Annotated in this window: 7 protein-coding genes; 3 read left to right on the forward strand and 4 right to left on the reverse strand. The window is 73.9% G+C overall.

Annotation, left to right across the window (positions count from 1 at the left end; translation table 11 throughout):
• Positions 1–24 precede the first annotated feature (24 nt).
• From ACOTKD_RS17680 to ACOTKD_RS17690, 3 genes are read right to left on the reverse strand one after another with little or no spacing between them, the layout of a single operon-like run.
• Entirely contained in the window at positions 25–2,448 is a 2,424-nt protein-coding gene (locus ACOTKD_RS17680) for an FtsX-like permease family protein (RefSeq protein ID WP_424889929.1), read from the reverse strand.
• Positions 2,445–3,152, reverse strand: a complete 708-nt coding sequence (locus ACOTKD_RS17685) for an ABC transporter ATP-binding protein (protein WP_424889930.1) — start codon at positions 3,150–3,152, stop codon at positions 2,445–2,447. Before ACOTKD_RS17685 ends, ACOTKD_RS17680 begins: the two co-directional genes overlap by 4 nt.
• Positions 3,149–3,673, reverse strand: a complete 525-nt coding sequence (locus ACOTKD_RS17690) for a PadR family transcriptional regulator (RefSeq protein ID WP_424889931.1) — start codon at positions 3,671–3,673, stop codon at positions 3,149–3,151. Before ACOTKD_RS17690 ends, ACOTKD_RS17685 begins: the two co-directional genes overlap by 4 nt.
• A gap of 237 nt (positions 3,674–3,910) precedes the next feature.
• Here ACOTKD_RS17690 and ACOTKD_RS17695 point away from each other — a divergent pair, with 237 nt between their 5' ends.
• The 3 genes from ACOTKD_RS17695 to ACOTKD_RS17705 all read left to right on the forward strand — a co-directional run bounded on the left by ACOTKD_RS17695 (position 3,911) and on the right by ACOTKD_RS17705 (position 11,332).
• Positions 3,911–6,175 (forward strand): transglycosylase domain-containing protein, encoded by a 2,265-nt coding sequence (locus ACOTKD_RS17695; RefSeq protein WP_424889932.1) that lies wholly within the window; start codon positions 3,911–3,913, stop codon positions 6,173–6,175.
• Positions 6,176–6,277: 102 nt separating this feature from the next.
• On the forward strand, positions 6,278–9,016 hold the full coding sequence (locus tag ACOTKD_RS17700; protein ID WP_424889933.1) for a protein kinase domain-containing protein: 2,739 nt from the start codon (positions 6,278–6,280) through the stop codon (positions 9,014–9,016).
• Between the two features lie 9 nt (positions 9,017–9,025).
• The gene (locus ACOTKD_RS17705; RefSeq protein WP_424889934.1) at positions 9,026–11,332 is read left to right on the forward strand and encodes a protein kinase domain-containing protein; all 2,307 of its coding nucleotides are present in this window, start codon (positions 9,026–9,028) and stop codon (positions 11,330–11,332) included.
• Between the two features lie 12 nt (positions 11,333–11,344).
• On the opposite strand, the gene ACOTKD_RS17710 is transcribed toward ACOTKD_RS17705, so the two are convergent.
• A complete protein-coding gene (locus ACOTKD_RS17710; protein ID WP_424889935.1) occupies positions 11,345–12,808 on the reverse strand; it encodes a catalase in 1,464 nt (487 codons plus the stop codon).
• Positions 12,809–12,973: the final 165 nt, after the last annotated feature.

The raw sequence follows: 12,973 nt of genomic DNA on the forward strand, positions 1-12,973 counted from the left end.
CCGGGCCCCGGGGGAGGCGGGGGGCTATTCCGTCCGCAGGCCCTCCGGCCGCGTCAGCCGCCACAGCGCGGGCAGGCACGCCACGGTGACCAGGACGATCATGCCCGCTCCCGCGCCGATCAGGGGGACGAACGCGAACCAGTCCCGTACCCGCTCGCCGAGCAGGGCGAGCAGCAGCCGCCCCAGACCGAGGCCGAACCCGACGGCCAGTGCCATGCCCAGTGCCACGGGGACCGCGGTCTGCCACAGCACCGACCAGCCGATCGTCGCGCGGCCGGTCCCGCAGGCGACGAGCACGGACAACGCGCGCCTGCGCTCGCGCAGTTGCTCCAGTGTACCGACGAGCATGCTCAGCGCGATCAGCGCGAGCACGCAGAAGGCGCCGATCGTCAGACCCTCCTCGACGGCCGCGAGGTGGTTCTCCTTGACCACGCCGCCCAGGCGCCACACCCGCATGCCCGGGTCGATGGCGGCGGCGGTGTTGCGGAACCGCTCGACGGAGTCGTCGCGGTCACCGGGGTCGACCCGGGCCAGCACGGTCGTCCTGGCGTCCGGGATCGCCCGGACGTCGATGGCGGAGGGGGTGGCCAGCACGCCGTACTGGTGGTCGCCGGTAGGCCCGGGGCGCGTCTCCACGACCCGCGCGGACGCCGGAACCGTCCACCGGTAGGCGGGAGTTCCCCGCTCCTTCGCCCGCTCGAAGCCGTCCATCTCCAGCGCGGTTCCCGGCGGGAAGCGCCCCGCGGTGTTGACCTCTCCGTCCTTCTCCGTGGCCACGAAGACGTCGCCCTCGCGGCACGAGTCGATCCTGGCCAGCGTGCGCAGCACGGAGCAGTCGGCGACGTGCACCGTGGTGACGTCGTGCTCCTTGCCCGGGACGGTCGCGTACTGCTCCACGAACGCGACGGCGTCCCGCACGCCCGGCGTGGCCCGGAACGCCTTCGTGTACGCGACGATCTCCTCGGGCGAGCCCGGGCGGTACGAGGCCTTCACGTGGGACCAGCTCGCTTCGCTCCCGCCGGGCCTGTCGTGACCGCTCTGCATGCCGGAGAGCACCATCTGCACGGCGATCGCCCCGGCCACGGCGACGGTGATGCCGCTGACCGCCCGCGCGGCCGTGCCGCTGCCGGCCTGCAGCCGCCGCGTCGCCAGCTGCCAGGGCAGCGGCCCGCCCCGGAGCCGGGCGACGCACGCCTCGACCAGCCACGGCAGGACCGCGGCGACGCCGATCAGCAGCAGCGCCGCGCCCGCGGCCACCATGGCCGTCTCCACCGGCCCGTAGAAGGGGCTCCGGACGACCGCCACCGTGCTCGGGACCAGCAGCGCCAGGCCCACGGCGGGGATCAGCAGCCGCCACCACAGCCTGCGCCGCCGGGTGGGCGCGCCGCGGACGACCCCGAGCGGCTCGATGGCGACGCGGCGCAGCGCGGACAGGGTCACCACGACGGTCAGTACGGGCACGGCGACGGCGATCAGCGCGGCCGGCGCGGGGCCCGGGGTGACGTCCGACGGGAAGAGGGTGACGTCGCGGACCGTGACGTGCGGGGCGAACCCGCGGGCGAAGAGGAAGATCCCGGCGCCGGCGAGCAGGCCGGGCAGCGCGCCGCACAGGGCCTCGCCGGCCGCGATCCGCCGGGCCGTGGCGCCGTCCGCGCCGACCAGCCGCAGGGCCGCGAGCCTCCGGTCCCGGACCTCGCCGCCGAACCGGACGGCGGCCGAGATGAAGACGCCGGCCGGCAGCAGCAGGATCACGCACCCGAGCGTGATCAGGACGACCAGCGCGCCGTCCGCGGGCAGGCCGGGCTCGTCGCCGCCGAAGCGGTCGATGCGCACCGCGCCGTCGCCCGGTGCGAGCCGGCCGTCGCCCGCGTAGAAGAAGAGCTCGCTGGGGCCGATGAGGCCCGCGGGCGCGATGGTGCCCACGGTCCGGTAGGGGAGCCGCTCGCGCAGGAGCTTGCCGGCCTCGGAGTCCAGGAGCCTGCCGAGGGCGGGGGAGACGACCATCTCGCCCGGCCGGGGCAGGGCCGTCACGCCGGGCGGCACCGGGGCGCCGTCCCCTTCGGGGCGCAGCAGCGCGCCGCCGACCTTCTTGTCGCGGAAGTCGGTGCCGGCGTCGCGGTACACGAGGGTGCTGCCGCTCCTGCGCAGTTCGTGGCCCGGCTGCTCGAACTCCAGCGGCGTGTCCACCTGCCGGGCCGCGGCGCGCCGGTCGCGCTCGTCCAGCAGCGTCGGCACGGACGCCGCGATCGCCAGGACGGCCACGCCGAGGCCGACGGCCAGCGCGGTGAGCGCCGCGCGCAGCAGCCCCTCGCGGCCGCCGGCGACCGCGAAGCGCGCGCCCATGCGCAGGTCGCGGAGCCAGGCGGCGGCGCCGGTGGGCCCGGCGGGCCGGTCGGCGGGGCCGCGGCCGGGGCGGGGGGCGCCGTGCTCGTCGTTCCGTGCGGTCACGAGCGCCCCACCCCCGCCATGTCGCGCGCCCGCCCGTCCCGTACGACGACCTCGCGGTCCGAGTACGCGGCGACGCGCGCCTCGTGGGTGACCAGGACGACCGCGGCGCGGGTCTCACGCGCGGCCTCGGTCAGCAGCCGCATGACGCGCTCGCCGTTGAGGGAGTCCAGGGCGCCGGTCGGCTCGTCCGCGAAGATCACGCGCGGGGTGGTCACCAGGGCGCGGGCCACGGCGACGCGCTGGCTCTGGCCGCCGGATATCTCGCCGGGCCGCTTGCCGCGGGCGTCGGCGACCTCCAGCTGCTCCAGCCGGTGCAGGGCCCGCTGCTCGGCCTCCTTGCGCTTGACGCCGTTCAGCCGGAGCGGCAGCGCCGCGTTCTCCAGGCAGGTCAGCTCCGGCACCAGCCGGCCGAACTGGAAGACGAAGCCGAACTCGGTGCGCCGCAGGGCGCTGCGCTCGGCGTCCGGAAGCTCCGACAGGTCGCGCGCGCCGTAGCGGACCGTGCCGGCGTCGGGGCGGACGATTCCGGCCAGGCAGTGCAGCAGGGTCGACTTGCCGGAGCCCGACGGGCCCATGACGGCGACGACTTCGCCCGGGTGGATCGAGAAGTCCGCGCCGGCCAGTGCGGTCGTGGGGCCGTACGCCTTGTGCAGCCCGGCCGCGGCGAGCAGGGAGCCGGACGGGGCTGCGGGGGAGCGGTTCACGACCGCACCGTTTCGGCCAGCTGGTCCAGGCGGGCGGCGGTGATTTCCAGCCACCGCAGATCGGCCTCCAGATGGAAGAGGGCGTGGTCGCAGATCAGCTGGTCCGCGAGGTCGCCGCTCACCTTGCGCCGGGTGAGCTCGCGCATCAGCCGCAGGTGCTCGGTGCGCTGGGCGTCCAGCAGGGAGTCCGCGTCGCGCCCGGTCAGCAGGGCCACGACGACCTTGGTGTAGAGGACGGACTGCAGGTACGGCTCGGGCTTCTCGGGTTCGGAGAGCCAGCGCCCCACGTCGGTGATGCCGGCGTCCGTGATGGCGTAGCGCTTGCGCTCGGGACCGTCGCCGTGCTCGATCCCGTCGACCTCCACGAGGCCGTTCTTCAGCAGGCGCGACATGGTCGCGTACACCTGGCCGTAGTGGAGCGGGCGGTCGTGGCCGAAACGGGCGTCGAAGGCGCGCTTGAGGTCGTAGCCGTGGCGCGGGCCGGACTCCAGGAGCGCGAGCAGAGTGTGACCGATGGACATGCCGGGACTGTACATCGTGCGTATACATCGTGTGTATACCTACGGTGTACAGATGGCGTGATCTTGATGGAACCGGCGCCCTGTACGGTTTCCCGCACTGCGCCGCGCCCGGTTCCCGCCAGCCGGGGTGCTGTATGTCACGTGCCCCAAAGCCTTGATCAATGGGCGTTTGGTGACAGTTGCGGTGTTAGCTTCATGAGCTGGGTTGGGGGCGGAAAGACTGGAGCTACGGGAGAGATGGGCCGAGCGGAAGCGCGACGGGCGCAGAAGAGCACCCGCACAGCAAAGGGCAAGAAAGCCAAGAAGAGCGGCATACGACGCTTCTTCACGTGGAAGAAGCTGCTCGCCTACTTCGTGGCGCTCATCGCTCTCGGGGCGGCGGCCTGTGTGGCGCTCTACATGTACGTGGACGTGCCCAAGGGCAACAGCCAGGCCAAGCTGCAGAGCAACGTCTTCAAGGACGCCGACGGCAAGATCATCGCGCGTAGCGGTGACGTCAACCGCCAGGAAGTCCCGATCGACAAGATCCCGCTCGACGTCCAGCACGCCGTCGTCGCCGCCGAGAACAAGAACTTCTACACGGACCCCGGCGTCGACCTCATGGGCACCGCCCGAGGCATCTTCAACACCGTCATGGGCCGCGGCAAGCAGGGTGGTTCGACCATCACCCAGCAGTACGTGAAGAACTACTACCTGGACCAGCGGCAGACCGTCACCCGCAAGGTCAAGGAACTCGTCATCTCCCTCAAGGTGCAGAAGGAGACCGACAAGAACGAGATCCTCGCGGGCTACCTCAACACCAGCTTCTACGGCCGCGGCGCCTACGGCATCCAGGCCGCCTCCCGCGCGTACTACAACAAGGACGTCGACAAGCTCACCCTGGAGGAGGGCGCCTACCTCGCCGCGCTGCTCCAGGCCCCCAGCCAGTACGACTGGTCGGTGGCCACCCCGGCGGGCAAGGAGAACGCCAAGGCCCGCTGGAACTACGTCCTGGACAAGATGGTCGAGCAGAAGTGGCTCGACAAGGACAAGCGCGCCGGCATGCAGTTCAAGGAGCCCGGCAAGCCGCCCGCCCAGAAGGGCCTCACCGGCCAGAACGGCTACCTGGTCGAGGCCGCCAAGGCCGAGATGCGCCGGAAGCTGATCAAGGACGGCCGTCCCGAGAGCGACCTCGACGCCGGCGGCTGGACGATCACCCTCAGCGTCGACAACAAGAAGCAGAAGGCCCTGGAGAAGGCCGTCAAGGACAAGCTCCTCGACGACCTCGACCCCAAGGCCCGCGCGGTCGACAAGAACGTCCAGGTCGGCGCCGCCTCCGTCGACCCCAAGACCGGCAAGGTCGTCGCCCTCTACGGCGGCACCGACGCCCTCCAGCACTGGACGAACAACGCCACCCGCGAGGACTACCAGGTCGCCTCGACCTTCAAGCCGCTGATCTTCGCGTCGGCGCTGGAGAACAAGTCCACCACCCAGAACAAGGTGCGCATCAACGCCGGCACCCTGTACGACTCCACCTCCGAGCGCCCCGTCACCGGCACCGAGGAGCACTTCGCCCCGGAGAACGAGGACGGCTACTCGCACGGCATGATCCCCGTGCAGAAGGCCATGAACGACTCGGTCAACTCCGTCTTCGCGCAGATGGCCATCGACGTCGGCCTGCCCGAGGTCAAGAAGACCGCCGTCGACATGGGCATGAACGGCAAGGTCAAGGACTTCGTGGAGAAGCCCGCCATGTCGCTCGGCTCCATGGGCAACAGCCCGCTGCACATGGCCGGCGTCTACGCGACCCTCGCCCACCACGGCAAGAAGGTCACGCCCTCGATCATCAAGTCGGCCTCCCAGAACGGCAAGGAGCTGTCGCTCGACAACCCCATCGGCGGCGACGCGATCTCGCGCAACACCGCCGACGGCGTCACCACCGTCCTCAAGGGCGTGGTCGACGACGGTACGGCCTCCGTCGTGCAGAGCGTCGGCCGCCAGGTCGCGGGCAAGACCGGCACCTCCGACGACAACAAGTCCGCCTGGTTCACCGGCTACACCCCCGACCTGGTCACCGCCGTCGGCCTGTTCGGCGAGGGCGAGGGCGGCAAGCAGGTCACCCTCAAGGGCACCGGCGGCAACGGCCGCGTCAACGGTGGCACCTACCCGGCGCGGATCTGGGCGGCCTACACCGCCGACGCGCTCCAGGGCTCGGACGCCGAGGAGTTCGACCTCGACACCAACATGAGCACGACGGTCCCGGCGATCCCCGGCCCGCCCGCCTCGGCCACCCCCTCCGCGCCCGCGTCGCACAGCCCGTCGCCGTCGCCCTCGCGGCCCTCGCAGTCGCCGGCGCCCTCGACCTCGCGGAGCCCGTCCCGCGAGCCGTCGTCGCCGCCCCCGTCCTCGCGGCCGCCGGTCCCGCCGGTCACCCCGAGCAGCAAGCCGCCGTCCCCGCCGGTCCCGCCGACCGGCGGCGGCGGGCTCCAGCCCAACGGCAGCCGCGCACCGCTCCGCGACTGAGGACCCGTCAGCCCCGCGCCCCGGCCGCTCACCCTCTGTGTAGGGTGAGCGGCCGGGGTTTCTGGTACCTCGGTACCTGAGTTGTCCGGGGGGACTCGAAGCATGGCCGTGCTGGAACCGCTGCGGGAGACGACGCCGCCGCGGATCGGACCCTACGAGCTCCTCGCCCGGCTCGGCTCCGGCGGCATGGGCGAGGTCCACCTCGCCCGCGGCCCCGAGGGCACCGTCGCCCTCAAGACCGTCCGCGCCGCCCTCGCCGGCGAACCCGGCTTCCGCGCCCGCTTCCGGCGCGAGATCGCCGTCGCCCGCGCCGTCGACAGCCCCCACGTCGCCCGGCTGACCGGCGGCGACGCCGACGCCGACCCGCCGTGGCTCGCCACCGAGTACGTGCCAGGCCCCACGCTCGCCGAAGCCGTACGCCTCGCCGGGCCCCTCCCCGCCGAGACCGTCCGGGCCCTGGGCGCCCACCTCGTACGGGCCCTCCACGCCGTCCACGCCGCGCCCGCGCTCCACCGCGACCTCAAGCCCGCCAACGTCCTGCTGGCCGCCGACGGCCCCCGCCTCATCGACTTCGGCGTCGCCCGCGCCCCCGACGCCACCACCCTCACCGGCACCGGGCTGATGGTCGGCACGCCCGGCTTCATGTCCCCCGAGCACCTCAGGGGCGGCCGGCACGTCGTCGCCGCCTCCGACGTCTTCTGCCTCGCCTCCGTGCTCTGCTACGCCGCGACCGGCGAGGACCCCTTCGGCGACGGGCCCCTCGCCGCCGTCCTCCACCGCGTCTCGCAGGCGAAGGCCGACCTGTCGTCCGTCCCGGACCCCCTCCGCGGCATCCTCGCGGACTGCCTCCGCCCCGACCCCGCCGAACGCCCCGGCACGGAGGCGCTGACGGCCCGCTTCGGCACCCCGCGCGAGGGCGCCTTCGGCTGGCCGCGCACGATCCGCGACCGCATCGCGAGCGATCGCGCGGCGGCGGAGTTCACGACGGCACGGGGCCTCGCGGCGGCGCGGGGGCCTGCGGCGGCGCCGGGCACTTCCTCCCGCCGCGACGGCGATCAGCCCCTGCCGGGGTATCCGGCGGTGCCGGGCGGGCCTGATGTGCGTACGGCACCGCCGGGCTCCGCCGCGGGGGTTGAGCGCCGTGGCGGCGGGCTTGAGGCGGCGGACCTTGCAGGGTCGGCGCCGGCGCCGGGCGGGCCTGATCGGCGTACGGTGCAGCTGGGCTCGGCTGCCGGGGGTGCGGGCCATGGCGGCGCACATGGATCGGCGGGGTCCGCCACCTCCCCCCGCCGCGACGGCGATCAGCCCCTGCCGGCGTATCCGGCGGTGCCCGCCGGGCGCGGGGCGGGTGCCGTACCGCCGGTGCCCGCCGCGGCGTACCCGTACGACCTGCCCACGATGGGCGGCGCCCCGCACCCCCGTGCGGCCCAGGCGTCGCCCTCAAGCCGCCCCCGTGCCGCGGTCAAGCTCGGGCTCGCCGGGCTGGCCGCCTGTGCCGTCGGTGCCGCGGTCGTTTTCGGGGTCTACCAGGGCACCCGCTCCGACGACGGCGGGACCGGCGGGAAGCCGGACGCCGCCACCGCCGGCAAGGCCCCCGCGGCCGGGCCGGACGGTGTCGACGAGGAGGGCGGCCCCGACAGGGCGGGCACGCTCCCGGGGCCGGACGGCGCCGCCCGCCCCGCGGGCTGGCACGCGTGGTCCGGCAACCTGTCCAAGGGCCCGCTCGGCTGCGCCGCCGACGCCACGGCCCTCGTCTGCCAGCTCGTGGACGGCTCCTACGAGGCCGTCGCGGTCAAGGACGGCAAGCAGCTCTGGCGGTACGACCCCGTCGAGAGGCCGGAGGAGAAGGGGACCACGGCCATGATCAGCCCCACCGGCCTGGTCATGATCCCCGCCGGCGGCCTGCCGCCCGCAGTGGGCAGCGGCACGGCCGTCGTCGCGGCCGGGGGCCGGATCCAGGCCCGGGACGCGGCGAGCGGCAAGGTGCGCTGGGAGAAGAGCCCTGAAGGCGCCGGCGCCTTCAGAGGCAAGCCCCTCGTCGTGGACGGCCGTGCCTTCGTCGGCGCGGAAGTCTCCGGCCAGGGCTACGACCTGCACGCCTACGACCTCTCCGACGGCCGCGAACTGTGGCACAAGCGCCTCGCCAGCGTGCAGCTCGCCCGCGCCTTCCGGCAGGACTTCGCACCCGTCGCCGCCAAGGACGGGATCGTCTACGCCCGCTCCGAGCGCGGCGTGAGCGCCTACGACGCGGCGACCGGCGCCGAGCGCGGTGAGAGCGAGCCCGTCGCGGGCGGTTGCAGCGAGATCCTCGTCCAGGGCGGCTCCGTGCTGTGCGGCGAGCACGACGGCGGCCACCTGACCATGCACCGCCTCGACGCCCGCACGCTCGCCCCGGGCGCGGACACGCCCCTGAAGGGCGTGACCAGCGCGCAGGCCCTGCACGTCACGGCGGTGAACGACAAGGTGTTCGTCGGGACGGACGACAAGGGTCCGGCAGTGGTCGTCAACGACCGCACCGGCGGCGCCCTGACCGCGTTCCGCCCGGTCCCGGTGTCGCCGGGGCTGCCCGCCAGGGTCCTGGTGTCCGCGCCGCTGATCGTGGGCGACCAGCTGCTGTACGCCTCCAACGACGCCCTCCACCAGTTGCCCTTCGGTGGCAAGAAGGTGCTCAGGACACCGGTCGAGGGAGCCCCCGGCGACCGTTCCGAGCCCGCCTACGACAAGAAGAACGGCATCGACATCGCCAAGTCCGTCCGGGCCCCCATCGCCCTGCCCGCCGGCGGCGTCGTCCACATCGTCTACGACCAGGGCGCCGTCCGCTCGGTCGAGCTGCCGCACTAGGGGAAGACCGTGCTGGAACCACTCTCCGGGCCGCCGCGCACGGCGGGCCCGTACCGCCTGCTGGGCATGCTGGGCGCGGGAGGCATGGGCGAGGTGTACCTCGCGCGCCGCACGGACGCCGCCGCCTCCGGGCTCGTCGCCGTCAAGACGGTCCGTCAGGACCTCGATCTGACGGCGGAGTTCCGGACCCGCTTCCGCCGGGAGATCGACGCGGCACGGTCCGTCCGCAGCCCGTACGCGGCCGCCCTCGTGGACGGCGACGCCGGCGCCGCCCTGCCCTGGCTCGCGACCGAGTACGTCGCGGGCCCCTCGCTGGCCGAGGCCGTCGCCCGGACGGGCCCGCTCCCCGCCGGCGCCGTGCGCGCCCTGGGCGCCGGCCTCGCGCAGGCGCTGGCCGACGTGCACACCGCCCGCGTCCTGCACCGCGACCTCAAGCCGGGCAACGTCCTGCTCGCCGCGGACGGCCCCCGGCTCATCGACTTCGGCATCGCCCAGGCCTTCGACGCCACCGCCCTGACCACTACCGGGCTCGTCGTCGGCACGCCGGGCTTCATGGCACCCGAACACCTCGAAGGCAGCCGCGCCGTGGTCGCCGCGACCGACGTCTTCTGCCTCGGCGCCGTGCTGTGCTTCGCCGCGACGGGCCGCGGCCCGTTCGACGACGACGAGCTCGGCGCCGTCATCTACCGCATCTCGCGCGCCGAGGCCGACCCGGCCACGCTCGCGGCCCTCCCCGGCGGCCTGCGCGAAACCGTCACCGCCTGCCTCGCCCTCGACCCCGCCGACCGGCCCGCGCCGCAGGAGCTGATCGGACGGCTGTCCGGCGGGCCCTGCGTGTGGCCGGACGGCGTACGGGCCCTGATCGCCGGACACGAGAACGCGGCGGCCGCTGCCGTACGGGCCGAGGCGGGTTCGGCACCGCCGGAGACCGGCAGCCCGGGCCCCGGGGCCCGGGCTGCCGGAGCCCCGTCCGCAGGCGCCGCGCCCTCCACGCCGCAGCGGCCCGCGCACCCGCCGGCCGTCCCGCACGTTCCCACCCAGCTGGGGCACGCGTCCGCCGCGCCCGTGCGGCCCGCTCCCCGGCGCTCACGCCGCAAGGCCGTGTGGGCAGGTGCGGCCGTGTTCCTCGCTGCCGCGGCGATCGGGGCGGCGGTGGCGTTTCCCCGGCTCACCGGGGGTAAGAGCGCTTCCGGGGACGCCGCGGCGGCGGAGGCCGCCCCGGCCGCTCCGGGGGCGAAGGCCGCGCGCGTCGTCCCGGCCTACGGCAACGCCGGGCACAGCGGCGAGTTCGGCCGGGCCGCGCAGGACCGGTCGGCCCGGCCGGCCGGGTGGGCGCCGTGGAACACCCGGCTGGACGTGGGGGCGACCGCCTGCGCCCTCAGCGGCCCCGTCCTGGTCTGCGGCACCGCCGCCGGCGGCGCCGCGGGGCTGGACGCGGCGACGGGCAAGCGGCTGTGGAGCATCCCCGCCGAGGGAGGGGCGAAGGGCGCGATGCCCGCTCCCGCCGTCGCCGACGGCATCGCGTACGTTCCCCAGGGCCGCGGCGTCACCGCCGTCGACGCCGCCGGCGGCCGGCCGCGCTGGACGATCGCGGCACCGGCCGGCACCTTCCTCAGCACCATGGAGCTGTCGGGCGGCGTCCTCTACGCCGTCTGGAGCGCCGACGGCGACGAGCCCGGCACCCGCATGACGGCCCACCGCGCCGACGCCGGCCACCAGCAGCTGTGGCAGACGGAGCAGAAGACCGATCTCGGGGGCACCCTGCTCGTGCACGGCGACAGGCTCTACCTGTCGTCGACCACCACCACGTACGCCTTCGCCACCCGCGACGGGAAGGAAGCCGCCCGCCGCCCGGGCCTCATGTGCGCCATGTCCCTCGCGCACAAGGACGCCCTGCTCTGTTCCCTCAACGGCGACCTCGGCGTGAAGGTCCTCGACGCGCGCACCCTGGAGCCGCGCACGGTGCTGGCCCCCGGCGTCCGCGTCTCCGCGGCCCCCGCGGTCGGGGACCGCGGTGTGCTCGTCGTCCAGGGCGACCGGGAACTCGCCGGCTACGACCTCGCCTCCGGGGAGCGGCTGTGGTCCGACGCCTTCAAGGGCGGCCGGCCGGTGCTCGGCGGGGACCGCGCCCTGATCGTCACGGACGACGAGCTCTACCCGCACGGCCTCGACGGCGGGGCGCAGCTCGGGGAGGGCAAGAGGTACGGCGGCCACGACTGGTCGAAGGCCCGGCAGGTGCCGCAGGCCCTGGCCGTGGGGCAGGCGGTCTTCCTGGCCTACCCCGACGGCACCGTCGTCTCCGGCTACGCCCCCTAGTCCGCGGGCCGGTCAGCCGCCGTTGACCTTGGTGGCGATGCGGTCGCCGACCTCCTTGTCGATGTTGCGCCAGTACTGCAGGGCCCGTTCCCGCACCGGCGCGCTCACGCCGTTGCTGACGTGGCCGGCCACGTTGGAGACGAGGCGGTCGCGCGCGGCGTCGTCGAGGACCTTGCGGACCATCGTGCCCGCCTGGCCCCAGTCGTCGTCCTCGCGGTGCAGCTTGTAGGCCTCGCGGACCATCTCGCCCGCCGCGTACCAGCCAGCGACGTCGCCGAAGCGCTGCGTGTCGGCCGCCGGGCCGCCGTAGGAGTTGGGGGCGTACGGGCGGGCGACGTTCGCCGCCTCGTAGCGCATCGGGCCGTCCTTCGCGTACGAGCGGACGGACGAGTGGGCGCGGTTCGGCGGGAGCTGCGCGTAGTTCGGGCCGATGCGGTAGCGGTGCGTGTCGGGGTAGGAGAAGAGCCGGCCCAGCAGCATCTTGTCGGGCGACGGTCCGATGCCCGGCACCAGGTTCGACGGCTCGAAGGCGGCCTGCTCGATGTGGACGAAGAAGTCGTCGGGGTTGCGGTCGAGCGTCATCCGGCCGACCTCGATCAGCGGGTAGTCGCCGTGCGGCCACACCTTCGTGAGGTCGAAGGGGTTGAAGCGGTAGTCCGCGGCGTCGTCGAACGGCATCACCTGGACGTACATCGTCCACGTCGGCGCGTTGCCGCCCCTGATCGCGTCGAAGAGGTCGCGCCGGTGGAAGTCGGCGTCCTCGGCCGCCATCCGGTCGGCCTCCGCCTGGGTGAAGAACTCGATGCCCTGGTCCGTCTTGATGTGGTACTTGATCCAGAACTTCTCGCCGCCGCCGTTGACCCACAGGTAGGTGTGCGAGCCGTAGCCGTTCATGTGCCGCCAGGTGCGCGGGACGCCGCGGTCACCCATCAGCCAGGTGACCATGTGGGCGGACTCGGGGGAGAGGGTCCAGAAGTCCCACTGCATGTCGTTGTCGCGGAGGCCGTTGTCGGGGCGGCGCTTCTGCGAGCGGATGAAGTCCTGGAACTTCTGCGGGTCGCGGACGAAGAAGACCGGGGTGTTGTTGCCGACCAGGTCGTAGTTGCCGTGCTCGGTGTAGAACTTCAGGGCGAAGCCGCGCGGGTCGCGCCAGGTGTCGGGGCTGCCCTGCTCGCCCGCGACCGTGGAGAAGCGGGCCAGCATCTCCGTGCTGCGGCCCGGCTGGAAGAGGTCCGCCTTGGTGAACTGGCTGACGTCGTTGGTCACGCGGAAGGTGCCGTACGCGCCGCCGCCCTTGGCGTGGACCACCCGTTCGGGGACCCGCTCCCGGTTGAACTGGGCCATCTTCTCGATCAGATAGTGATCCTGGAGCAGGATGGGGCCGGTGTCACCGATGGTGAGCGAGTGCTCGTCGCTCTCCACGGGGATGCCGGAGTTGTTCGTGGTGTACGGGGTCTGCTGCGCCGAATCGGTCATGGGACGCCTCCCGGTACGGGGATGGTGAGGGCGCGCGGCAGTGCTGCCCTCCACCTCGCCAGTCAACTCCGCCGACGTGGCGTCGGCAACAGCAGTCTGGACACTGTCCAGATTTTCACGGCGTACGAGTGACGCCCCGGGCGAATCGCCGAGGCGTCACCGGAG

Source organism: Streptomyces sp. XH2 (assembly GCF_049725035.1).
GTDB classification, from domain to species: Bacteria; Actinomycetota; Actinomycetes; order Streptomycetales; family Streptomycetaceae; genus Streptomyces; species Streptomyces roseoverticillatus.

Coding starts and splice junctions, on each gene's coding strand:
- ACOTKD_RS17700 (WP_424889933.1), top strand. CDS start 6,278: ATGGCCGTGCTGGAACCGCTGCGGGAGACGACGCCGCCGCGGATCGGA.
- ACOTKD_RS17695 (WP_424889932.1), top strand. CDS start 3,911: ATGGGCCGAGCGGAAGCGCGACGGGCGCAGAAGAGCACCCGCACAGCA.
- ACOTKD_RS17690 (WP_424889931.1), bottom strand. CDS start 3,673: ATGTCCATCGGTCACACTCTGCTCGCGCTCCTGGAGTCCGGCCCGCGC.
- ACOTKD_RS17710 (WP_424889935.1), bottom strand. CDS start 12,808: ATGACCGATTCGGCGCAGCAGACCCCGTACACCACGAACAACTCCGGC.